This is a genomic window from Neisseria sicca 4320 (assembly GCF_000193735.1).
GTDB classification, from domain to species: Bacteria; Pseudomonadota; Gammaproteobacteria; order Burkholderiales; family Neisseriaceae; genus Neisseria; species Neisseria sicca_E.
The window spans coordinates 37,678-59,996 of sequence record NZ_AEPF01000108.1 but is presented as its reverse complement, the minus strand read 5'-3'; the positions used below and the strand labels follow the sequence as shown (position 1 = coordinate 59,996).

20 protein-coding genes and 1 tRNA gene are annotated in these 22,319 nt (G+C 53.3%); 3 read left to right on the top strand and 18 right to left on the bottom strand.

Annotation, left to right across the window (positions count from 1 at the left end):
* Positions 1-23: 23 nt before the first annotated feature.
* From NSCA4_RS0109710 to leuC, 14 genes are all read right to left on the bottom strand, one after another.
* Positions 24-464 (bottom strand): DNA polymerase III subunit chi, encoded by a 441-nt coding sequence (locus NSCA4_RS0109710; RefSeq protein WP_016687945.1) that lies wholly within the window; start codon positions 462-464, stop codon positions 24-26.
* A gap of 124 nt (positions 465-588) precedes the next feature.
* Positions 589-2,199: an NAD(P)-binding protein gene (locus tag NSCA4_RS0109705; protein ID WP_016687944.1), complete on the bottom strand. Its 1,611-nt coding sequence runs from the start codon at positions 2,197-2,199 to the stop codon at positions 589-591.
* A gap of 75 nt (positions 2,200-2,274) precedes the next feature.
* On the bottom strand, positions 2,275-2,658 hold the full coding sequence (gene speD / locus NSCA4_RS0109700; RefSeq protein ID WP_016687943.1) for an adenosylmethionine decarboxylase: 384 nt from the start codon (positions 2,656-2,658) through the stop codon (positions 2,275-2,277).
* The gene (locus NSCA4_RS15580; protein WP_016687942.1) at positions 2,655-2,819 is read right to left on the bottom strand and encodes a hypothetical protein; all 165 of its coding nucleotides are present in this window, start codon (positions 2,817-2,819) and stop codon (positions 2,655-2,657) included. Before NSCA4_RS15580 ends, speD begins: the two co-directional genes overlap by 4 nt.
* A gap of 3 nt (positions 2,820-2,822) precedes the next feature.
* Positions 2,823-4,343: a DUF4178 domain-containing protein gene (locus NSCA4_RS0109690; RefSeq protein ID WP_016687941.1), complete on the bottom strand. Its 1,521-nt coding sequence runs from the start codon at positions 4,341-4,343 to the stop codon at positions 2,823-2,825.
* Between the two features lie 372 nt (positions 4,344-4,715).
* Entirely contained in the window at positions 4,716-5,738 is a 1,023-nt protein-coding gene (locus tag NSCA4_RS0109685) for an SPFH domain-containing protein (RefSeq protein WP_016687940.1), read from the bottom strand.
* An 86-nt stretch (positions 5,739-5,824) separates the two neighbouring features.
* Entirely contained in the window at positions 5,825-6,223 is a 399-nt protein-coding gene (locus NSCA4_RS0109680) for a DUF350 domain-containing protein (protein ID WP_016687939.1), read from the bottom strand.
* Positions 6,224-6,494: 271 nt separating this feature from the next.
* Entirely contained in the window at positions 6,495-7,565 is a 1,071-nt protein-coding gene (gene leuB / locus NSCA4_RS0109675; RefSeq protein WP_016687938.1) for a 3-isopropylmalate dehydrogenase, read from the bottom strand.
* Positions 7,566-7,575: 10 nt separating this feature from the next.
* Positions 7,576-7,707 carry a hypothetical protein gene (locus tag NSCA4_RS16105; RefSeq protein ID WP_255265305.1) on the bottom strand — a complete coding sequence of 44 codons (132 nt, stop codon included), beginning with the start codon at positions 7,705-7,707 and terminating at the stop codon, positions 7,576-7,578.
* A gap of 92 nt (positions 7,708-7,799) precedes the next feature.
* Positions 7,800-8,261, bottom strand: a complete 462-nt coding sequence (locus NSCA4_RS0109670; protein ID WP_016687937.1) for a NanQ anomerase/TabA/YiaL family protein — start codon at positions 8,259-8,261, stop codon at positions 7,800-7,802.
* 96 nt (positions 8,262-8,357) lie between these two features.
* Entirely contained in the window at positions 8,358-8,999 is a 642-nt protein-coding gene (gene leuD, locus NSCA4_RS0109665) for a 3-isopropylmalate dehydratase small subunit (protein ID WP_016687936.1), read from the bottom strand.
* A gap of 88 nt (positions 9,000-9,087) precedes the next feature.
* Complete coding sequence (locus NSCA4_RS0109660; protein ID WP_016687935.1) at positions 9,088-9,225, bottom strand: entericidin A/B family lipoprotein; 138 nt, start codon at positions 9,223-9,225, stop codon at positions 9,088-9,090.
* Between the two features lie 32 nt (positions 9,226-9,257).
* Positions 9,258-9,395, bottom strand: a complete 138-nt coding sequence (locus NSCA4_RS0109655; RefSeq protein WP_016687934.1) for an entericidin A/B family lipoprotein — start codon at positions 9,393-9,395, stop codon at positions 9,258-9,260.
* Between the two features lie 148 nt (positions 9,396-9,543).
* Positions 9,544-10,950, bottom strand: coding sequence for a 3-isopropylmalate dehydratase large subunit (leuC, locus tag NSCA4_RS0109650; protein WP_016687933.1), 1,407 nt, complete (start codon positions 10,948-10,950; stop codon positions 9,544-9,546).
* A 303-nt stretch (positions 10,951-11,253) separates the two neighbouring features.
* Between leuC and gshA the strand changes: the two genes are divergently transcribed.
* On the top strand, positions 11,254-12,606 hold the full coding sequence (gene gshA, locus NSCA4_RS0109645; RefSeq protein ID WP_016687932.1) for a glutamate--cysteine ligase: 1,353 nt from the start codon (positions 11,254-11,256) through the stop codon (positions 12,604-12,606).
* Positions 12,607-12,744: 138 nt separating this feature from the next.
* Complete coding sequence (locus NSCA4_RS0109640) at positions 12,745-14,970, top strand: DNA internalization-related competence protein ComEC/Rec2 (protein WP_016687931.1); 2,226 nt, start codon at positions 12,745-12,747, stop codon at positions 14,968-14,970.
* Between the two features lie 462 nt (positions 14,971-15,432).
* Here NSCA4_RS0109640 and dcd read toward each other — a convergent pair whose 3' ends face one another.
* The 3 genes from dcd to NSCA4_RS0109625 form a co-directional block, all read right to left on the bottom strand.
* Complete coding sequence (dcd, locus tag NSCA4_RS0109635; protein WP_003741335.1) at positions 15,433-15,999, bottom strand: dCTP deaminase; 567 nt, start codon at positions 15,997-15,999, stop codon at positions 15,433-15,435.
* A gap of 70 nt (positions 16,000-16,069) precedes the next feature.
* Positions 16,070-16,486, bottom strand: a complete 417-nt coding sequence (locus NSCA4_RS0109630) for an MORN repeat-containing protein (RefSeq protein WP_029609716.1) — start codon at positions 16,484-16,486, stop codon at positions 16,070-16,072.
* A 62-nt stretch (positions 16,487-16,548) separates the two neighbouring features.
* On the bottom strand, positions 16,549-17,448 hold the full coding sequence (locus tag NSCA4_RS0109625; RefSeq protein ID WP_016687929.1) for a recombination-associated protein RdgC: 900 nt from the start codon (positions 17,446-17,448) through the stop codon (positions 16,549-16,551).
* Between the two features lie 154 nt (positions 17,449-17,602).
* On the opposite strand from NSCA4_RS0109625, the gene NSCA4_RS0109620 reads away from it, so the two are divergent.
* Positions 17,603-17,678: transfer RNA gene (locus NSCA4_RS0109620), tRNA-Glu, on the top strand.
* Between the two features lie 557 nt (positions 17,679-18,235).
* On the opposite strand, the gene recB is transcribed toward NSCA4_RS0109620, so the two are convergent.
* Complete coding sequence (gene recB / locus NSCA4_RS0109615; protein ID WP_029609715.1) at positions 18,236-21,877, bottom strand: exodeoxyribonuclease V subunit beta; 3,642 nt, start codon at positions 21,875-21,877, stop codon at positions 18,236-18,238.
* Between the last annotated feature and the right edge of the window lie 442 nt (positions 21,878-22,319).

The following is a 22,319-nucleotide window of genomic DNA, read 5'->3' as shown; positions in this document are numbered from 1 at the left end:
CTGTTTTCAGACGACCTTCGGTTTCAGGCTTTTCCGGTCATATTGTGGTGTTCGATGGTAAAGCCGCTTTTTCTGTATGCGCTGAAGCGTTCGCGGGCGTCGGCGAGTTCTTCCAGGCTGCTGCCTACGATTTCAAGCACGCGGGCGGGGATGGCAGGGGCTTCGTTCCAGAAGTCGGGCGATAGATTGAGGACGGTAGTGTTTTCAGGTACGGTGGGCAGGGTATCGCCGAACGCGAGCCATACGGGTGTTTCAGAAGACATGGGTTGGTCGGGCTGCCAGATTTCGTGCGGAATGAAACTTTCGGGGATTTGCTGCCAAAGGTCGCGGTCAAGGCGGCGGATGGCCTCGGCAGAATCCGACCACACCAATATCTGTCCGCCGTCGCGTATGGCGCGTGCAATCAGGCGGCAGGCGAAGGCGGCGGGGTCGGCGGCGTGGGTGTAGAAAGTGGCTTTAGGCATGGCGCGCGAGTGGGGTGGGGAAATGGGGATTATAGTGAAAACGGTGTGAAAGGGCTATCGGGCTTCCTGCATTGGATTTCAAACCTTTTATCTTTGTTTTTCAGACGACCTTTTTTTGCGGCAGTCAGCCCCGTTCCAACACCTTCCTCGCCGCTTCCACGCCCCAATACAAAGCTTCTTCAAATACCGAATAACCGCTCAAATCGCTGTGGGCAAACAGCAATCCTGACGTGCGGTTTCTGATTTTTAACAAAGATTCGTCGTTCAGATAACCGGCTTTCGGTACGCTCATGCCGTGTCCGCGTACCGTAACATCAACGTGTGAAACGTGTTGCCAGAAGCCCTCTCCGTAGGCGGCGATCAAGTCTTTGGCTGCCAAGTCGCGCAGTTCTTCGTCGGAGGCGTCGAGCAGTTGGCGGCGGACGGCTTGCGGGGTGTCGTGGTTAAGCGCGGCGTAGGCGGTGAAGATGGTACGCTCGGGGCGGGCGACGCGGATGAGCTGGTTGGTGGCAACGACGTAGCCGAGTCCTTGAGTGCCGTAGATGACGTTGTCCCACGCAGTTTCGCTGTTGCTTTTTTCTTTCGGAAAGCTGTGCAGCTCGAAATTGGCGACCAACCACGGGGCGTATTCGGGAATGTTCAAACTGTATTGCGCGGGATTTTCGACAATGCGAGCGGCGACCATCAGTGGCATGGCGGAAATAACGTGTTGCGCGGTCAGGGCGACGGTTTCGCCGCTTGAATTGTCGCGCAGCCAAACTTCGATACGGTCGTCTGAAAGGGGTTTGATTTTGACGGCGGATGCGTTGACGGAAGCGGGTTTGTCTAGGCGGATGCGGTTTTCAGACGACCATTGCCAACCTTCCTGCAAACCGGCATGGCGGCGCAGGTTTTCGGAAAGGTGCGCCAGACCTTCGGGCCAGGTCAGGACGGTTTCCGCGCTGTTGCGGGCGGCGAAGTAATGCAGTCCGGCAAAAGCGGATACTTGCGCTATGCCCTGCCCGTAATCGTCGCGGCAGCAGTAATCGAGATACCACAAGAGTTCGGGCGAGGTGTAGCCCTCTTGCGCAAGCCATTGTTTGAACGTCAGCTTATCAAGTTTGCGCCACGTTTCGTCTGCCGAAGACAGGGCTATCGGGATGGCGAAAATCTTTTTGCCGTCGCTGCCGTAAGCCTTTTTCAGACGACCGATTAAATCGAAAAAGCGTTTGGAATCCGCATTTTCTTTCGGCAACAGGTGTTCCTGCCATTTATCCTGATACAAAAGGCGCGACTCGGGCGCGTAAACCAAATCGGTTTCCCTGAAACTGCCGTCCGATTGCAAGATACCGAAATCCGCCAGCATCTCGCGCACATACGCGCTCTCTTTCGACGGCAACGCAAGATAATGCGCTCCGCTCGGCGCTTTCAGACCGTCTGAAGCGGCGTAGGCGGCATTGTTGCCGTTGCGCTCAAACCCTTCCGCCAGCAATACATCGCGATGACCGTGTTTCGCCAAATACCACAACGCCCCCAAACCCGCCGCGCCGCCGCCGACTATCAGCGTATTGCATTCGTAACGGCGGGTCGGCGGGCTGAGCAATTTCCCGTCGCGCAACAAATGCCCCAGCGGCAGCCCGACGCGGTTGACGGAAACCGGCGGTTTGCGGTTGAGGCGTTGGTAAGTCAGCCAAGAGAAAGAGGACGCAGCGGCAAGCGCAGCGGTGTAACTGAGGAATTGACGGCGTGTCGGCATGAGGTTGAATGTCGGTTTAGGGTTCTGACAGGTCGTCTGAAACATCAAGACGGTTTCAGACGACCTTTACAGGTTTTATTGTTCTACTGGCGGCTGCGTATCGTCCAATATTCCTTCGCCACGTTGCGCTACCGTCCAAACCGCTCGTTCCACCGCCAATTTCCTGCACAATATTTCCTTCACCCTTTCCAACTTCATGCTGCCGCAGATGAATGCGTCTATGGCGGCGAAGCGGTGTTCCGGCCAAGTGTGGATGCTGATGTGGGATTCGGCGAGCAGTAACACGCCGGTTATGCCGCCTGCCCCGCCAAAGGTGTGGAAACGCTCGGCGAGGATGGTGGCTTCTGCGGCTTGGGCGGCGGTTTTGAGGACGGTTTTCAGACGACCTTCATCTTTCAAGACAGCTTCATCACAGCCGTATAAATCCAAAAGACCATGGTTGCCGGGGATATGGGTCATTTATGACCTCCGGAATAACCGCTACCGCCGTAATAACCGCCGCCGTAATAGCCGCCCGGATGCATACGGGATTCGTCTGTTACATCGGAACTACCGTAATTGATTATCATGGAAATGGCGATGATGACAATGCTGAAAATAATGTATGTAGTTCTTGACATGGTTTAATCCTCATCCCTGTCATTTTTGCCTAAGGTCCACAGCAACCAGGCTCCTATAATGATCACGAAGGGGCCGGCAGAATTACCGTCCATCATAAGGGCGGGAAGGTTGACGACAACCAAGATGGCGGTCATCACGATTCTCAGTGATTTATCAATACCGTCTGCCGCCATTTTTGCGGTGTAATGCGGTGCGCGGCTGCTCAGGCTAAATGCCTCGGCAATTTCGCTGTAATCAACCGGCACACTTTTGCTCCATGCCATTTCGTGCGTGTTCAATTCGGCAGAAAGTTTGCGGTTTTGTCCGTCGCGGTAGTCGCTGTAATAGTTCAAATCGCCCCTTCGGATGCGCCAGTAGAACGCGCCGGCCGCGACTTCGACCCTGCCGCCGTAGTCGTAAAGTTTGCTGCAGCCTTGCGGTTGGCGGTTTCGGTCGAGGCGCGGCCATGTGTTCTGGGTTTGGGAAAGGCTCCAGCCGTCATCTGATTCGACCAGCCACAGGAAACCTTGCGTCGGGTTGTAAAGCAGATATTCCGACCATTGGCCTTCGGGCGTGAGCACGCGGTCGGCGCCGTTGAACAGGTTGTCGAATGTTTCCTGTGCGTCGGTTTCGGCGTATCTGACCGCTCCCATAACGTAAAATTCGCGGTTTTTCAGACGGCCTTGTTTGCCGACGGGCAGGGTAAACAGGCTTTGCTGCGCGGTGCGCATGGCGTTGGCGGTAATGAGTTCGGCTTTGTCTTTGCCGATTGCCAATTCGCTGCCGCAGCTTGGGCAGTTGAGATGGGAGGTGAGGCCGCTGACCCAGTGGACGGACGAGCCGCAGTTGGGACAGTTTTCTGAAGCGATGCTGCCTTTCAGACGACCTGCACTTTCTTTGATTTCGTCTTCGCTGCGGGTGTTTTCCAGCTTCAAATCATCCAAGTTCACCATGCGTCCGAAGAAGGTTTCGGGGGTGTCGCCGCTGTAATCGAGCGTGATGAAAAGGTCTTCGCAACGCCAGTCGGCAACTTTATTCTGACGGTCTTCGTCCAAAACAAACGGCAGCTCGCCCTGCGCGGCAGCGCGTTTCAGGCTGATGTGGCGCACGTCTGAGGCGACATAGCGTTTGTTTTGGAAAGTCAGTTCGCTAAATCCTGCCCGAATATCCTCAAATCGCGGCAGGTTGTCGGTTTCGACGGGCATGGTCATCACATACAAATCGCCTGCTTCAGAAAGCCAGCCCGTCCTGCCGTCGTCAAACAGCGCGTACCATTCGTTCCATGCGCCGTCGTCGTATTGCACCTGAAGCCGCCCGACCAGGGTGAAGTGTTGCGTAAGCAATGTGCCGACTGTGCCGATTTGCAGCGGGCTGAAATCTTCCAGCAATGCGGAATCGCGGCCGGAATCGACGATGCCGTCATCCTGCCGCACCAGCATGCTGTTGCAGTAGCCGCACACCAGCGTAACGGCTGAGGCGGAATGCGCTTCGACAGGCGCGCCGCAGCTCGGGCAGTCGGTTTTAAAGAAGGGGGTATTTGACATGTTTGCTTTTTCGAGTGGAGAGGAAGGTTTCAGACGACCTTTTAAAAGCGGATTTGAATAAAAACTACCATGTCGTCATTCCCGCGCAGGCGGGAATCCATTTTTGAGATTCAGAAACGGTTTCAAATCAGGGTTTCTTGAGTTTGACGATGGATTCCCGCCTGCGCGGGAATGACGACACTGAGTTTTGATGTATAGTGGATTAAATTTAAATCAGGACAAGGCGACGAAGCCGCAGACAGTACAGATAGTACGGCAAGGCGAGGCAACGCCGTACTGGTTTAAAGTTAATCCACTATAAAAACGAATTTTCAAAACCACCGACAGGCCGTCTGAAAACCCGCAATCTGTTTTCAGACGACCTTCTTAATATCAGCCGATCAACTGCTTCAACACTTCCGCTTTAGCTTTATCGTAATCCTCTTGAGAAATCAAACCGCCGTCCAGCAAAGATTTGAGTTTCGCCAATTTTGCCTGCGGGTCTTCGGAGGCCGTCTGAACGCTTTGCGCGGGTTGTGCTGCCGGTTGAGCCGCTGGCTGCATCATGCCCGCCATCGCGCCAGCCATTGCCTGACCGACGCCTGCACCTACGCCCAAGCCTGCGCCGATTCCAGCAAGTCCGCCTTCGTTTTGCGCGGCGAGCGGGATGGATTCGGCAGTTTGGTATTGGGTGTAGCGTCCCAAGTCGCCGATGACGCCCATGGAAATTTTCTTATCCAAGGCTTCTTGGATGGCGGCAGGCAGAGTGATGCTTTCGACGGTGAAGTTTTCCAGCGTCAAGCCGAGTTTGGCAAATTCCGCGCCGAGCAGTTCGCCGATTTTTTGCGACAGCAAAACTTGGTTTGCCGCCATGTCCAAAAACGGAATGCCTGAGCTGCCGAACGCTGCCGCAAGCTGGGTTACAGCAATGTTGCGCAACTGGGTTTCCAACTCGGCGCCGCTGTATTCTGCCGCTACGCCGCTGACTTCTTTGAAGAATTTTGCCGGATCGCTGATGCGGTAGGCGTACATGCCGAACGAGCGCAACTGCACCGCGCCGAACTCGGCATCGCGCACGGTAACGGGTTGCGACGTGCCCCATTTCCGCGCAAGCTGTTGTTTGGCATTAAAAAAGTAAACGTCGGATTTAAACGGGGATTCAAAGAGCTTGTCCCAGTTTTTCAGATTGGTCAGCAGCGGCAGCGTTTGCGTGTTGAGCGTGTAACGCCCCGGTCCGAATACGTCGGCGGTTACACCCTCGTCGACAAACATCGCCATCTGCGCCTCGCGCACGGTCAGGCTCGCGCCGTTTTGGATTTCCTCATCGGCAATCGGGAAACGCCACATCAGCAGGCTGTCGTCGGGATTCGGCCATTGGATGACGTCGATAAACTGTTTCTTGATAAAGTTGAACATTGCGGTTCCTTATTTTGAAGAATGGGATAACACGGAGCGGGGCGGAAATGCGGCCAGCCGTATATTTTGTAAACCGGTTATATAAATCAGGTCAAACAAGCGGCATTCAAGATGCCGATGGACACGGACACCGCGCCAAACAGCGCGCCGACTGCGATATTGTTGCCGATAAGTTCTTCCGTTGCGCCTTTAATCATCATCGTGGCGGCAAAATACACCAAAATTTGAATCACCGCCGCGGCGAGACCCCACAGGATAAAATCGACGAAACTGACGCTGTGGGCAATGCTGGACGCGAGTGTCAGACAAAATCCGACCAGCGCACCGCCGAACGAGAAGGCGCAGGCAAGGTTGCCGTTTTTAATCAGCCGCAACTCTTCCGCAGGCGTAATCCGCAGATACACCGCGCCGAAAACGGCAGTCATCACTACACCCGCAAGCATATATTGCAGGTAAAGCAGGTATTGGGGCAGGGAAATACTCACGATAGGGATTCCTTGTCAGATATTTTTGATGCTTTTGATTATGCCATATTTCAATAGTAAAGGTCGTCTGAAAAGGGTTTCAGACGACCTTTTACTGTTTTTTGCTTTTTTTAGGTTGTTAGGGAGGTAAAGGCATAAGAGTGAATAAGACCATCACCTGTCCCGCACCATCCGCGATTAGGCCTCAAAAAGCTATAAAAATCGTCTGAAAAAATGCGCGGAGTTTTCCGCGCATTTTACTTAAAATGTACTCTCGTTTTCAGACGACCTTTTACAAGGCGGCGAGTACGGCGTCGCCCATTTCGGAGCAGGAAACGAGTTTCGTGCCTTCTTCGTAAATATCGCCGGTGCGCAAGCCTTGCTGCAGCACTTTTTGGACGGCGCTTTCGACTTGTTGCGCGCGCGCTTTGTCGTTCAGGCTGTAACGCAGCAGCATGGCAAGGGAGAGGATGGTGGCAAGCGGGTTGGCTTTGTTTTGTCCGGCGATGTCGGGGGCGGAGCCGTGCGACGGTTCATACAGGCCTTTGCCGTTTTCGTCCAGCGAGGCGGAGGGCAGCATGCCGATGGAGCCGGTCAGCATGGAGGCTTCGTCGGAGAGGATGTCGCCGAAGATGTTGCCGGTGGCGATGACGTCGAATTGTTTGGGCGCGCGCACGAGCTGCATGGCGGCGTTGTCCACATACATGTGGGAGAGTTCGACGTCGGGGTATTGTTTGCCGATTTCTTCAAAGATTTCGCGCCACAGTTCGGTAGTTTCCAAGACGTTGGCTTTGCCGACGGAGCAGACTTTTTTGCTGCGTTTTTGGGCGGATTGGAAGGCGACGTGGGCGATGCGGCGGATTTCGCTTTCGCTGTATTTCATGGTGTTGTAGCCTTCGCGTTCGCCGTTTTCCAGAACACGGATGCCGCGCGGTTCGCCGAAGTAGATGTCGCCGGTGAGTTCGCGCACGATGAGGATGTCGAGGCCTGCGACGATTTCGGGTTTGAGCGTGGAGGCGTTGGCAAGCTCGGGGTAAAGGATGGCGGGGCGCAGGTTGGCAAACAGGTTCAGGTCTTTGCGGATTGCCAATAGGCCGCGTTCGGGGCGCAGCGGGCGGTCGAGATTGTCGTATTGCGGGCTGCCGACCGCGCCGAGCAGGACGGCATCGGCTTTGCGGCAGAGGTTTTGCGTGAATTTGGGATAGGGATGGCCGTATTCGTCGTAGGCTTCTCCGCCCAATGGGGCGTATTCGTAGCTGGCGTCCAAGCCTTGGGCGATGAGTTTGTCGAGTACGCGGACGGTTTCGGCGACGATTTCGGGACCGATGCCGTCGCCTCGGAGGATGGCGATATGTTTGGTCATGGCAAAATCCTTATGAGGGTTTGGAAAGGGGAAGGTCGTCTGAAAACGGCGATGCGTTTTCCATTTCTAAGAATGGTGTTTTCAGACGACCTTTTGTGTCTGTTTGCAGGTCGGTTTGCTTGAACGAGGCTGATTGTACCATTGCGGCATTGATAAAGCTGCGTGGAAATCATGCTGGCGGATTCGTCGGGAACGCGATGGAGTTTTACAGTATTTGCGAAGAATTGAAGGGAGTCAGTAACGTTCTGCTTCGATACGGATTTTAAAGACGGCTTTGCGTATGGACTTTTCTTCGCCCACCAATGGGGCGTGCGCATCGTTGGGAAAGAAGAGGGCAAACTCGCCCGGTTGGAGCGTGATCCAGGTTTCCGGTTCGCAGTCGAAAAATTCGATGTCGCGCTTTTCGTCGTAGCCGAAACCGTTTTTCAGACGACCTCTGTCTATCCAGCCGTAGGTTTCCTCTCCGCTGATGGGGACTTGGATGTCGATGTGTTTCAAATGCGCTTCGGGCTTGGCATCGGCTTTGCTTCTCATTGGTTCGCTGCCGATAAAGAGGCGGATGTTTGGGTTTTCACACGGTACTTGTCCGTCGGGCAGAGCGGCGAAATCCAGCGTTTGCAGCAGGCGGACGGCATCGGCGAAGTCGGGGTGCAGCGCGGCGTAGCGGGCGGCGTTGGTGATGGTGTCGGTAATCATGTTTTGAAGGATGGGACGAAAAAAAGGTCGTCTGAAAACTGTTTTTGCGTTTTAGCGAAACTAGCTACGCTCATTTTCAGACGACCTGATCGTTTATCAACCGTTAAACAGCCAAGGCTGGCTTTGGCGGCGTTTTTCTTCGAAATTGCGGATTTCGTCGGCATGTTGCAGGGTTAAGCCAATTTCATCCAAACCGTTTAAGAGGCAGTGTTTGCGGTGTTCGGTAATGTCGAACTTGAACGTTTCGCCGCTCGGCGTGGTCAGGGTTTGCTCGGCAAGGTCGATGGAGAGCTGATAGCCTTCGTTGGCTTCGACTTCTTTGAAAAGCTGGTCGACTTGTTCTTCAGTCAACACGATGGGCAGGAGGCCGTTTTTGTAGCAGTTGTTGAAGAAGATGTCGGCGAAGCTGGGGGCGATGACGGCGCGAAAACCGTAGTCGTCCAATGCCCAAGGGGCGTGTTCGCGCGAGGAGCCGCAGCCGAAGTTTTTGCGCGTCAACAGGATTTGTGCGCCTTGGTAACGCGGCCGGTTCAGCGAGAAATCGGGGTTCAGCGGACGTTTGCTGTTGTCCATACCCGGTTCGCCGTGGTCAAGGTAACGCCATTCGTCAAAGGCGTTGGGACCGAAGCCACTTCGTTTGATGGATTTTAAAAATTGTTTGGGGATGATGGCGTCGGTATCGACGTTGCTGCGGTCGAGCGGGGCGACGATGGCGGTGATTTTGGTAAAAGGCTTCATGTTCTGTACTTTTCTGTTGGTCGGAAGATTATAAGAAGATTACAAAATGCCCCGTCATACGGGGCATTTGAGATTGAATCAAGACAATTTAGTAAGTTTTGTCTTTTTCAGCGGTATCACTAACGGCAGTGCCGGCAGCTTTGACATCTTTGCCCATACCGGAAATAGTGTTGCATGCTGACAAAAGGGTCATTGCGGTCAAAGCAATAAGTGCGAATTTTTTCATAATATAGTTCCTTACGGGTGGTGAATGTTCAATTAGTAGCTTTTTACAGACTCGGCAGAACCGCTGACGGCGGATCCGGCGGCGCTGACATCTTTACCTACACCGGAAACGGTGTTGCATGCCGACAGCAGGGTCATAGCGGTCAAAGCAATAAGTGCGAATTTTTTCATTTGAAGCTCCTAAATTAATCAATCAATCAATCAAAAAGTACAGTGTGTTTTGCTGCGTTGTTAATAATATGCTGCATCCGGATAAAAGGCAATAGGCCGACTGATGTGAAATTTTGATGCTTAAGATGTAAACAGTACTAAATCAATTTCACAAGCCGCGGATGTCGGTAAATTTGCCCTTTACCGCAGCGGCGGCAGCCATAGCGGGGCTGACTAGATGCGTGCGCCCGCCGTTGCCTTGGCGGCCTTCGAAGTTGCGGTTGGAAGTGGAGGCGCAGCGTTGACCCGGAGTGAGGCGGTCGGCGTTCATGGCGAGACACATTGAGCAGCCCGGTTCGCGCCATTCGAAACCGGCGTCGATGAAGATTTTGTCCAAACCTTCCTGTTCCGCCTGCCGTTTGACCAAGCCGGAGCCGGGAACGATTAACACGCGCTGTACGTTGTCGGCTTTTTTACGGCCTTTGGCGACGGCGGCAGCTTCGCGCAAATCTTCGATGCGGCTGTTGGTGCAGGAGCCGATGAATACGATATCGACGGGGATTTCGTTCAGCGGCGTACCGGCTTCCAAGCCCATATATTCGAGGGCGCGTTCCATGCCGCTGCGTTTGACGGGATCGGTTTCTTCGGCAGGATTCGGTACTTTGCCGCTAATGTCCAAAACCATTTCGGGCGATGTGCCCCATGTTACTTGCGGTTCGATGTCTTCGGCTTTGAAACGGTATTCTTTGTCGAATACCGCGCCTTCGTCGGAAACCAGAGTGCGCCAGTATTCGACGGCTTTGTCCCATGCTTCGCCTTTGGGTGCGAAGGGTTTGTCTTTGACGTAGTCGATTGTGGTTTGATCGACGGCAACCATGCCGGAGCGCGCGCCGCCTTCAATCGCCATGTTGCACAGGGTCATGCGGCCTTCCATAGAAAGGCTGCGGATGGCTTCGCCGCCGAACTCGATGGCGTAGCCCGTACCGCCTGCAGTGCCGATTTGTCCGATGATGTAGAGGGCGACGTCTTTGGCGGTAACGCCCGGTTTCAGACGACCTTCAACGGCAATCAGCATGGATTTGGATTTTTTCGCGGTAATGCACTGGGTCGCCATGGTGTGTTCGACTTCGGAAGTGCCGATACCGTGCGCCAGCGCGCCGAACGCGCCGTGGGTAGAGGTGTGCGAGTCGCCGCAGACAACGGTCATGCCGGGCAGGGTCGCGCCTTGTTCCGGTCCCATGACATGAACGATGCCCTGACCTTTATCCATAAACGGGAAGTAGGCGAGTGCGCCGAACTCTTTGATATTTTTGTCCAAAGTATCGACTTGCAGTTTGGAAATCGGGTCTTGGATGCCTTTGTCCCAATCGCCGGTCGGGGTGTTGTGGTCGGCGGTGGAGACGACGCTGTCGATACGCCACAGCTTGCGCCCCGCTATTTTCAGACCTTCAAATGCCTGCGGGCTGGTGACTTCGTGCACTAAATGGCGGTCGATGTAGAGCAGGACAGTGCCGTCTTCTTCTTCGCGGACGACGTGGCTGTTCCAGAGTTTGTCGTAGAGGGTTTGTGCGCTCATGATGGGTTATCTTTACTTATTAATAATAGGGGTAGATGGTTTGTTTTGATTGGCGGATTTTAGGCTTTTTGCAGGGGCAGTGCAATAGAAATTTGTCTAATTTGTACTCTCTTAGATAAATTCTAAAAAATAATCTTAATAAATTAGACAAATTGTACAATTCTGATAAAAATAAGCATTTTGTTTAAAGCACTTTATTCGAAACAATTTAAACAATATATTTAAAACAATGCTTGTCCTACCGCCTAAAAAAGCACTATCATTTCCATCCGTATCCCACATCCGACATCAGAGGTATAGAGAATGAAATTACCGGTCATGGCTGCCGAACATCTGTCGCAACTTCAGGCGTTTGAAGCGAAAATCTTGTGCAACCACGCCAAAATCGAAGCATGGTTCCGTTCGCAATGGAATGCACACCGCCCGCCGTTTTACGGTTCGGTCGATATCCGCAATGCCGGTTATAAAATGTCATCTATTGATATGAACCTGTTCCCCGGCGGTTTCAACAATCTGAATCCGAATTTCATCCCGCTGGCGGCAGTCGCGGCGCAAGACGCAGTGCAACGCGCCTGCGAAACGGCAAAATCCGTATTGATCATTCCCGAAAACCATACCCGCAACACGTTCTACCTGCAAAACGTTTACGCACTCAGCGAGATTTTGCGTTCGGCAGGGTATGAAGTCCGTTTGGGCAGCCTGAATCCGGAAGTTACCGAGCCGACCGAGTTCGAAACTGCATTAGGCAATAAAATCCTGCTGGAGCCTTTATTGCGTACTCGCGAGCGCGTCCATCTTGCAGACGGCTTCTCGCCTTGCGTCGTTTTGTTGAACAACGACTTGTCCGCCGGCGTTCCCGATATTCTCAAGGACATCAGCCAAACCGTATTGCCTCCGCTGCACGGCGGTTGGACGACGCGCCGCAAAACAGAGCATTTCGGCGCATACAATCAAGTCGCTGCCGAATTTGCCAAGCTGATTAATATCGACGAATGGCAGATTAACCCGTATTTTGAAAAAATCGGCGGTTTGGACTTCCAAGAGCGCGAAGGCGAAGATGCATTGGCAGGCGCGGTAGAGCGCGTGCTGGCGAAGATTCAAGCCAAATACGACGAATTGGGCATTACCGACCAGCCTTTCGTGATTGTCAAAGCCGACGCAGGTACTTACGGCATGGGCGTGATGAGTGTCAAATCCGCCGACGAAGTGCGCGGGTTGAACCGCAAAAACCGCAACAAAATGGCTAAGGTGAAAGAAGGCTTGGAAGTCAGTGAAGTGATTGTCCAAGAAGGCATTTATACCTATGAAACCATGAACGGCGCCGTGTGCGAACCCGTTGTTTATATGATGGACCGTTTCGTTATCGGCGGCTTCTTCCGTGTGCACGAAGGACGAGGCGCAGACGAAAACCTCAACGCCGGCGGTATGGTGTTCGTCCCATTGTCCAACAGTATTCCCACCGGCAACGGCGACAATTCCCAAGAAGCCCCCGAAGCATGTAAGCGTGTGTTCGAACAATGGCAATCGCTCGGTATGCCGCGCTCCGGAAAAGACTGCGACGTGGACAACGAACACAACCGCCTCTACGTTTACGGCGTAATGGCGCGCCTGTCGCTTCTTGCCGCCGCGCTTGAGTTGGAGCAAACCGCTCCGTAAAGGATTACTTAAAATAGTGAAAGGTCGTCTGAAAACCCACAATCAGGTTTTCAGACGACCTTTTTCATGACGTTTGCGGTAAATTCAATTATTATTTCCGTTTAATTTCAAAACTAATAATAAAAAAGGGAAACCGTTTTGCTGAAATATTATGGATTGCCGTTTTGGGTAATCGGCGTCATCGCTTCGTTCGCTTTGCCGTCCGTACCGCATTGGGGCGTGTGGCTGGCGGCGGCATTGGTTTTGCTGGCGGCTTCGCGGCGGTTTGCGGCGGCGGGAATGATGCTGTGTGTCCTGCTCGGCGCGGTTTACGGCGTGTTTCGGACGGAAGCGGCTTTGTCGGCGCAATGGCCGCTGAACGTGGCTTCGGAATCGGTGTTGACGGTTGAAGTCGCGGATATGCCGCGCGGCGACGCGCGGCGGGTGCAGTTTGCGGCGAAGGCGTGGACGGAGGATGGGCGGCAGTTTGATTTATTACTGTCGGATTATCAGAAACGCGATTGGGCGGTGGGCAGCCGCTGGAAGGTGTCGGCACGGCTCAAGCCGGTTATCGGCGAAGTGAACCTGCGCGGGTTGAACCGCGAGGCTTGGGCGTTGGCAAACGGTTTGGATGGCGCGGGTACGCTGGGCAAAGGCAGGAGCTTGGTTCGCGAGGGCGGCGGTGTCGGCTTGGCGGTGTGGCGCGATGCGGTCAGCCGCCGTTGGCAGGCCGTCGGGACGGACAGTCCGGATTTTTCCGATGGTATCGGTCTGATGCGGGCTTTGAGCATAGGCGAACAATCGGCATTGAGACCCGAATTGTGGCAGGTGTTCCGACCTTTGGGCTTGACGCACTTAGTCAGTATTTCGGGGCTGCACGTTACGATGGTGGCGGTGTTGGCAGGTTGGCTGGTCAAACTGATTTTCAGACGACTGCCTTGGATACCGGTAAAACCGCGCGTATGGATTTTGGCGGGCGGCGCTGCAGGGGCTTTGTTTTATGCTTTGCTGGCGGGCTTTTCCGTGCCGACGCAGCGCAGCGTCTTGATGTTGGCGGCGTTTGCTTGGGCTTGGTGGCGGGGCAGTCTGTCTTCGGGCTGGACGGCGTGGTGGCAGGCTTTGGCAGTAGTGTTGCTGCTTGATCCGCTGGCGGTTTTGGGCGTCGGTACTTGGCTGTCGTTCGGCTTGGTTGCCGCCTTGATTTGGGCTTCGGCAGGTCGTCTGAAAGAACGCGGCTGGCGTTTGGCAGTACGCGGACAATGGGCGGCGACGATATTGTCGGTGGTATTGTTGGGCTATATTTTTGCGTCCTTGCCCATCATCAGCCCTTTGGTCAATGCGGCGATGATTCCATGGTTTTCTTGGGTATTGACGCCTTTGGCGTTGCTGGGGTCGGTGTTGCCGTTTATGCCTTTGCAATGGGCGGCGGCAGGTTTGGCGGAATACACTTTGCGCGGCTTGGTTTGGCTGGCGGAGGTATCGCCCGAATTTGCCGTAGCTGCCGCGCCTGTGCCGCTGTTGGTTTTGGCTTTTGCGGCGGCTTTGCTGTGGCTGTTGCCGCGCGGGCTGGGTCTGCGGCCTTGGGCGTGTTTGGTGTTGGCCGGATTTGTGTTTTACCGCCCCGACCGTTTGGACGACGGCTTGGCGCGGATTACTGTGATGGACGCTGGACAAGGTTTGTCGGTATTGGTACAGACGCGCAACCGCAACCTGCTGTTCGACACGGGGACGGCGCAGACGGCACAAACGGGTATCGTGCCAAGCCTGAACGCCATGGGCGTGCGCCGTTTGGACACGCTGATTCTGTCGCATCACGACAGCGACCACGACGGCGGTTTGGATGCCGTTTCCGATATTGAAATCGGCGAAACGCTGGCGGGGCAGCCTGAGTTTTATCCGAATGCAAAATTTTGCGCCGAAGTGCAATGGCAATGGGACGGCGTGGATTTCGAGTTATTGAGGTCTTCTGAAAACCCGGGCGGCGAAGACAATGACCGAAGCTGCGTCTTGCGCGTCGTTTCTGACGGACAGGCTTTGCTGGTTACGGGCGATTTAGGCGTGAAGGGCGAAGCGGAATTGGTACAGCATTACGGCGGCTCGCTGTACAGCCAAGTTTTGATATTGGGACATCACGGTAGCAACACGGCTTCATCCGGCAGTTTCTTAAACACGGTCGCGCCCAAATACGCCGTTGCTTCCAGCGGCTACGCCAATGCCTATAAACACCCCACGCCCGCCGTCCAAACCCGCGTCCGCGCACACGGCGCAGCATTGTTGCGCACGGATTTGTCGGGCGCGCTGGTGTTTGAATTGGGCGGCGATGAAATCTTCAAAGGTCGTCTGAAAAAGGATAAGTTTTATTGGCAGAAAAAGCCGTTTGAGTAAATGTGTTCGCGGTATGATAGAAACAGGTTTTCGGACAACATTAAATCTGGATTTCAAGCGCAACACTAGGACACCAATGTTTGGAACAGGCTCAAGAATAAAACACTTGGCGTTTCGTAGCCGAGTGTTTTCCTTAGCCGGTGGTTCAATTGATCTTGAGTATAGAGAGCTTGAAGGCATTGCAATCAAGCTGCCCAATGGCTCGGATATGAAAAAACCGCCTCCTACTTCCGTACGGTCAAAGGCGTTTTGTCAGCCGAAGCGGACAGAAGGATGCAGCTTCATTCCGAACATAACGGATTGAGATAAAACGGGGCATTCTGTTTCTACTTTGCCACATAGAAAATAAAGAAGGTCGTCTGAAACTTTGAGTCCAAGATTTCAGACGACCTTTTTGTATCGTGCCTGCATTTTATGTGCGGCAAAATGAAACGCGCTATATTTTGCCGGCTTATCCAATCATCAGGTTTTCGGCAGGGTAACGCCGGTTTGTCCCATGTATTTGCCGTTGCGGTCTTTGTAGGAAGTTTCGCAGATTTCGTCGCTCTCGAAGAAGAGGACTTGTGCCACGCCTTCGCCGGCGTAGATTTTGGCGGGCAGGGGGGTGGTGTTGGAAAACTCGAGGGTAACGTAGCCTTCCCATTCCGGCTCGAACGGGGTGACGTTGACGATGATGCCGCAGCGGGCATAGGTGGATTTGCCCAAGCAGACGGTCAGGACGTTGCGCGGGATGCGGAAGTATTCGACCGTGCGCGCCAGTGCGAAGGAATTGGGCGGGATGATGCAGCAGTCGTCTTCGACGGTGACGAAGTTTTTAGGGTCGAAGTTTTTGGGATCGACGATGGTGCTGTTGATGTTGGTGAAAATTTTAAATTCGTTGGCGCAGCGGATGTCGTAGCCGTAGCTGGACGTGCCGTAGGAGATGATGCGCTGTCCGTTGGCTTCTTTGATTTGGTTCGGCTCGAAGGGGTCGATCATGCCGAACTCTTCGCTCATGCGGCGTATCCATTTGTCGGACTTGATGCTCATAATGTTTTCCTTGTTTCTTGCGGTTTCAGACGACGTCTGCGGGGAGGTCGTCTGAAAATGCGGGACGGGGTTATTTGGTTTTGGGCAGTTTCACTTCTTTAATGATGCCGTTTTCGCATTTCATGATGAAGACGGTTTCGCCGTTTTGCGAGGCGGTGAATTTGCCGTGTGCGAGGCCTTTTTTGAACGTGCCCGACAGTACCATGTTGCGGAACTTGGTGCTGTTGGAATTGAACGGCTCGATGAAGGTTTCGCGGTTGACGGAGACGGTGTAAACGCCTTGTCCGTCGAATTTGCCGTTTTTAAACGTGCCGGTGTAGCTGCGTCCGTCTTGGCAGCGCCATGTGCCTTTGCCGGCGGGTTTGCCGTCTTTGCCGACTTCGCCGTCGTAGGTGCAGCCCGGCTCCTGATAGGAAGTCAGGACGGCGGCCGAGGTGGGGAGGGTAAGCATAATGGCAAGCGGCAGGAATGCGAGGTGTTTAAACATAAGGTTGTCCATCGGATGTAGGTTTCAGACGACCTTTTATCGTGTAAAGGTCGTCTGAAAAATTAGTCTTGCCAGCCGCCCAAATAGGAAACCAGCTCTTCCAACATGGTGCTGACGGATTCCGCCATCAGGATTTGCGAGGCGAAGGCAAGGCTGGCGGCATCGTCGCCGTTGCTCTCGGCTTCTTCCTGCAATACGTCGAGGTATTGGATGCGCTTGAGCGTGAAGTCTTGCGTGAGGATGAAGGCGATTTGTTCGCGCCACACCAAGCCCAGTTGGGTCACGGTTTTGCCGTTTTTGACGTGTTGGACCACTTCATCGGCGGTCAAATCTTGTTTGGACACTTTGACGACGGGAACAACATCGCCCACGCCTTTGAGTTCGCAATCGCTGTCCAATTCAAAACCGCCTTCGCAATGTCCTCGCAAAAGCCACTCGGTCATCAGGGAAGAGGGCGATTGTTTGGTATTCGGCAGCGAGGCTTTCAAGCCGCCCAAGGCTTCGCGCAGCTTGGTCAGGATGTTTTCCGCTTTGGCGGAAGCCGCGTTGTTGACGAGCAGATAGCCGTGGCGGGTGTTGAACACGGCTTCAGTGCGGCTGCTGCGGGTAAACGCGCGGGGCAGCAGGTCGTCTGTAATTTGCTCTTTAAGCTCTTGTTTTTCCTTGCGGCCGACATTGCGGGCTTCATTGTTTTGAATTTCCGCCACCTTCTCTTCCAGAATATCGCGGATGACGCCGGCAGGCAGGACTTTTTCTTCTTTTTTCAGGGCGACGCGCAAAGTAAAATCGGCAGGGAAAAGGAGTTCGGGAGAGAACGAAACCGGTGCGGCAAAGCCTTCGCTGGACCAGTCCAAACCTTGGCAGCGGGTAAATTCAGCCTCTGCAAGTTTGTCGGCAAGTACGTCCGCTTTGGGTAGCTTTTCTTTGTTGAGCGGATAAAAACTGATCTGCTTGAACCACATGGTTTGTTTTCCTTTTCATTAAAAGCGGCATTATACAGGCAAAGCCGATACAAAGATAAGGCGCAGAAGGGTCGTCTGAAACCAGTTTGACCATAAAAACGCCAGACCCGTTGACAGCGTTTTAACGCTTATGTATAGTTCGCAACTCGGTTACGCGCCCATCGTCTAGAGGCCTAGGACACTGCCCTTTCACGGCGGCAACCGGGGTTCGAATCCCCGTGGGCGTGCCAGATTTTCAATAAACCCTTACTAGAAAATAGTAAGGGTTTATTTTTTGTTTTTTGAAATGGGTGGGATTGGGTTTGAGTGTTTTAATGTAGCCATTTTAGCAGGGCATCATTCTTCATATTTAGATAGATCGATACCTTTGCAATAACATAGGTTACTAAAATTTTATGCTCAATCTCATTTTCAAAATGCAAAACCTTTCTGATTTTTCCTACTTTTTGCTCAATATTAGGAAGAAGGTTTTAGGCAATTGAAAATTTTTTGGCGCATTTTTATGCGTCAAATCTGGTTAACAGACTATTTATTGAAGGCGGCTGACGGGCTAAGTGCATCTGTTGCCGCCTAAAAGGTGACCCGGATGTCCTGTTATCAGGTACCTGCAGGGAATTAAGGGAATATTTGGGTGGTATGGGAAGAGTGATTGGGAATGAAAACAACTGAAAAACTGTGTTTGGGTTTTGACTTTTGGGTGGAAAGGTAAAAAAGCGGAATTTGCTAAGGTCTCAGGTTGTCTGAAAACGCTTACGCGTGTATTTTCAGACGACCTTTGTGCTTCGATTTACAGCCATTGCGCCAAGGACTCGGTATCCAAGTCCCATTGCCAGACACCGTTTTCCGTGCCGTCCAATCCGCGCAGGAAGAGGTATCGGATGGCGATTTTGGGTAACGGTTTGCCGCGTAGTTTGAAGTAGCGGGCTACGGCGATGGCGTAGATAAGTGCTTGCAGGTAGTAGTGGTGGTCTGCTACGGCCTCGTTCATGGCTTGTTGCGTATAGGCTTCGGCGTTGTCGCCCAAATGGTTGGATTTGTAATCGATGATGCACACGAGGTCGTCTGAATCTTGGCAGACCATGTCGATAAAGCCGTTGAGAAAACCTTGTACGTCTTGGAAATCCAATCTTTCTGCGGCTTCGATACATTCCGGCGGCAGTGAACTGTTTTCGCGGGCAAACCAGCGGCGCAGGTCATGGAGCTTGAAGTCTTCGGTGTAGAAGGTGAACCCCATTTCCGGAAGGCGGCGTTCGGGCGGTATTTCAGACAGGCTTTGTGCAGAAAGGCGCGTTTTGCGGCAGGTGTCGAGCATTTGTTTGACGGCATCTGTCCAAAGCAGCTCGAAGCCGTAGCGGGTCAAGGTTTCGGCTATCAGGCTGCTTTGGCTTTCGGCGCTTTGGGCAAAGTCGAATTTTTCCAACATTTCATGCAGGCAGACGCCGGCATTGGCGCCGCGCGGGAAATGGTAAATGTCGGCATTTGGGAGGTCGTCTGAAACGGGAAGGGCGGTTTCAGACGACCTTTCTGTGTCGGCGGCGGTTTCTGCGGGGTCGAGTGCGGGTTGTAATTCTTCGCGCTCGTCGTCTCGGGTTTTGACTTGGCGGCTGAGGCCGGTAAAGCTGGTATGTCGGATGAACTGAAATCCGCGGGCGGGGATAACGGCGGCTTGATAGAGGTCGTCTGAAAGATGGCGGTTTTGCGCGGCAGCGGGTTGCGGGGCTTCTTCGGAAAAGCTGAAGTCGGTATGTTCGGGCTGATTTTTGAGGAAACGCAGCCAGTTGTTTTTCAGCATTTGCAGTTCGCCTAGGGCTTTGTTTGCTTTGCGTTCTTGGTCATAGGCCTGGCGGGTATCCGCCCGATTGCTGTCGGCGCTGCCTTCGAGCAGGTAGGCGAAAGGGGAATCAGCGGTATCGCCGCAATGGGCGGCATAGAGGACGAGCTGTTCTTCGGCGCGGGTCAGCGCGACGTAAAGCAGGCGCAGGCGTTCCGCCATTTCTTCGTCGGCAAGGTGGATGCGGTCTTCATCGTCGAGTTGCGATTTGGCAAGCAGCTCAGTGGTGTTGTCGGCGGTGTGGAGGATTTGCCAATCGGCGGGCTTCATGTCTTTCGCGTCCCAAACGAAAGGGCAATAGACCAAAGGATATTGCAAACCTTTGGAGGCATGCATGGTGACGATTTTGACCAGTGCTTCGTCGCTTTCAAGCCGTAGAAGCCCTGATTCGCCGACGGAACGGTCTTGCGCCAGACTGATTTGGTCGTTGAGCCATTGATGCAGGGCGGCGGGGCTGAGGCTTTGTCCTTCTTCTTCGGAGAGACACTCTAAAAGCTGATGGAAATTGGTGAGGCCGCGTTCGTCGCCGCGTGCGAGCAGTCCGGTTTCGATGCCGTGCAGCGAGGAGAAGTATTGCAACGCGGCATAAATCCCGCTTTTCCGCCAAATGGCGACGGATTCGGCGGCGGTGTTTATCCAGTTTAATAATTCGGCTTCGTTGCGGTTGAGTTGATACAGGGCTTGCGCGTCATAACCGAACAATGTGCCGGATAAGACGAAGCGCAACGAGCCGATTTGTCCGGGATTGAGCCAGTAATCCAACAGCGCGGCAAGGGCGAGGGCTTCGGGCGTGGTGAAAACCGATTCCCTTGAGAGCAAAACGCTTGGTATGCCGCGCGTTTTCAATGCTTTTGCCACCATTACGCCTTCGTTAAACGTCCTAACCAAGACGGCAATGTCGCCCGAAACGACCGGTCTGTCTTTGAATTTCAGACGACCTTCGGCAGCTTCGTTGAGCGTGTGGGCGATTTCGTCGGCGCAATATTCGGATGCGCGGCGGCGTAAGATGTCTTTGTTGAGCACTTCGTCGTCTTTGCCGTTGAGCCAGCGTATCTGTATGGCGGTACGCGGCGGTGAAAGCCGGCTTTCGGAACGTGCGGCGCCGACTTCGGTATAGTCTATGCCGTCCAAGACGAAAGGGCGGTTTTTGCAGCGGAACAATGCACCTATGCCGTTAATCAGCTTAGCATGGCTGCGGTAATTGGTTGCCAACGTGTAGCTGTGTTGCGCGTCGGCTGCGGCTTGCAGATAGGCGTAAATATCGGCGCCGCGAAAGCTGTAAATGGCTTGCTTGGGGTCGCCGACTAGGAATAAGGGCTTGTGTTGGCTGATGAAGATTTTTCGGAAAATCTCATATTGCAGCGGGTCGGTGTCTTGAAATTCGTCAATCAAGGCGATGCGCCAGTTTTGCGCAACCGCCTGAGCCAATGAATCTGCTTGCGGGTTGTCGGTCAGGGCATCGTAAACATCCAGCAGCAAATCGTCGAAACCGCGTTCGCGCTTAGATTTTTTCTGTTCGCTCAGACTGGCATTAAGATGGTCGAGCAGGTCGAGATGGAGCAGGGTAAGCGTCTCTTCCTCGGCTTGCGTAATGGCAGCCGAATCTGCGCCGAGATTCGCCAATATCTGCAAATCGGCAAAGGCTGCAGCGTCAGGAGTATTGCCTTTTTTGACTTTGGACTCTAAAGCTTCTACGGCAAACATGGGCAGCTTGTCTGCCGTCGTTTTGCTAAAAGAAGGAAGGGCATCGGATTGGGCGGCGGATTGGAGTTCGAGAAAGACGGTTTTGAATGTTTTTTCTTGATAGGATTGCCCATTTAATATCGGACGGATGCGCCAGAATGTTTCTTCCAAAGCGTCCAGTTTGGAACGTACTTTTTCCCATGTTTTCCGAAAGTTTTCCTGCGCGGCGACTAAATCTGCTTCGGGTCGTCTGAAAACCAAATACGGACGGCTGACGAACTTTTGTATTGCCGCCAGCATGGTTTGCGGCGTTTGACGGCGTTGGAATACCAGCTTCGCTAAAACGGGATCATTGACGATACGGTCGCGCCAAAAATCTTGGGCAGGAATCAGCAGGCGGTCGCGGTTGTCTTCGGTCAATTCGACATCCATAGGCGCACGGCACAAAAACGCATAATCGCGCAAAATGCGTTGGCAGAAGCCGTGAATGGTATAAATCGCGGCGTTGTCGAATTGTCCGATGGCGGCTTTGAGGCGGACAATCAGCCGCGCCCGACTTTCTTGAGCCAACGCCTGTTTGAGCAAGCCGGTCAAAAACACATCGCCCGGATGATTATCTCGGCAGTATGTTTCAAGGTCGTCTGAAAGATTGTCCGTATCCTCCACGCTTTCTAAAGCCTGCAACACTTCGTCCAAACGCGCGCGCAAACGGGTTTTTAATTCCGCCGTCGCCGCTTTGGTAAAAGTAACGGTCAAAATGCTTTCAACCGGCATCTGCGCAAGCACGACCAAACGCGTGAACAAAGCTGCAATGCCGTAGGTTTTGCCCGTACCGGCAGAGGCTTCAATCAGATTGGTACCTGATATGGGGATGCTTAAAGGATCGAAAGCGGGAATGGAGGCGTTGGCAGGCATGATAAAAGGAGGATGAGTTAAGGAATAACAGGATACGGAGATAATTTTGCTCTTGCGCTTCAGATTGGTTCCCAATCTTCACCGTTTAAATCGGCTATATTTTTCGCTATTGTCGAAGCGTTGTTGGATTTGTTTTCCGGCTTGCCGAGACGGACAATATTGTTCTGTCTAACCATCAGGTAATTTTATAGTGGATTAACTTTAAACCAGTACGGCGTTGCCTCACCTTAGCTCAAAGAGAACGATTCTCTAAGGGGCTGAAGCACCAAGTGAATCGGTTCCGTGCTATCTGTACTGTCTGCGGCTTCGTCACCTTGTCCTGATTTTTGTTAATCCACTATATTCTGTGTATAGGGATACCAAAATGCTTGGTATTGGAGCATAACATTGGAATTGAAAAAAAGGTCGTCTGAAGACAGCTATTTTCCTAAACGGAGAAATG

Excerpts from the sequence above, each read along its gene's own strand:
- NSCA4_RS0109710 (WP_016687945.1), bottom strand. The coding sequence starts at position 464 with ATGCCTAAAGCCACTTTCTACACCCACGCCGCCGACCCCGCCGCCTTC.
- NSCA4_RS0109705 (WP_016687944.1), bottom strand. The coding sequence starts at position 2,199 with ATGCCGACACGCCGTCAATTCCTCAGTTACACCGCTGCGCTTGCCGCT.
- speD (WP_016687943.1), bottom strand. The coding sequence starts at position 2,658 with ATGACCCATATCCCCGGCAACCATGGTCTTTTGGATTTATACGGCTGT.
- NSCA4_RS15580 (WP_016687942.1), bottom strand. The coding sequence starts at position 2,819 with ATGTCAAGAACTACATACATTATTTTCAGCATTGTCATCATCGCCATT.
- NSCA4_RS0109690 (WP_016687941.1), bottom strand. The coding sequence starts at position 4,343 with ATGTCAAATACCCCCTTCTTTAAAACCGACTGCCCGAGCTGCGGCGCG.
- NSCA4_RS0109685 (WP_016687940.1), bottom strand. The coding sequence starts at position 5,738 with ATGTTCAACTTTATCAAGAAACAGTTTATCGACGTCATCCAATGGCCG.
- leuB (WP_016687938.1), bottom strand. The coding sequence starts at position 7,565 with ATGACCAAACATATCGCCATCCTCCGAGGCGACGGCATCGGTCCCGAA.
- NSCA4_RS16105 (WP_255265305.1), bottom strand. The coding sequence starts at position 7,707 with ATGGTACAATCAGCCTCGTTCAAGCAAACCGACCTGCAAACAGACACA.
- NSCA4_RS0109670 (WP_016687937.1), bottom strand. The coding sequence starts at position 8,261 with ATGATTACCGACACCATCACCAACGCCGCCCGCTACGCCGCGCTGCAC.
- leuD (WP_016687936.1), bottom strand. The coding sequence starts at position 8,999 with ATGAAGCCTTTTACCAAAATCACCGCCATCGTCGCCCCGCTCGACCGC.
- NSCA4_RS0109660 (WP_016687935.1), bottom strand. The coding sequence starts at position 9,225 with ATGAAAAAATTCGCACTTATTGCTTTGACCGCAATGACCCTTTTGTCA.
- NSCA4_RS0109655 (WP_016687934.1), bottom strand. The coding sequence starts at position 9,395 with ATGAAAAAATTCGCACTTATTGCTTTGACCGCTATGACCCTGCTGTCG.
- leuC (WP_016687933.1), bottom strand. The coding sequence starts at position 10,950 with ATGAGCGCACAAACCCTCTACGACAAACTCTGGAACAGCCACGTCGTC.
- gshA (WP_016687932.1), top strand. The coding sequence starts at position 11,254 with ATGAAATTACCGGTCATGGCTGCCGAACATCTGTCGCAACTTCAGGCG.
- dcd (WP_003741335.1), bottom strand. The coding sequence starts at position 15,999 with ATGAGCATCAAGTCCGACAAATGGATACGCCGCATGAGCGAAGAGTTC.
- NSCA4_RS0109630 (WP_029609716.1), bottom strand. The coding sequence starts at position 16,486 with ATGTTTAAACACCTCGCATTCCTGCCGCTTGCCATTATGCTTACCCTC.
- NSCA4_RS0109625 (WP_016687929.1), bottom strand. The coding sequence starts at position 17,448 with ATGTGGTTCAAGCAGATCAGTTTTTATCCGCTCAACAAAGAAAAGCTA.
- recB (WP_029609715.1), bottom strand. The coding sequence starts at position 21,877 with ATGCCTGCCAACGCCTCCATTCCCGCTTTCGATCCTTTAAGCATCCCC.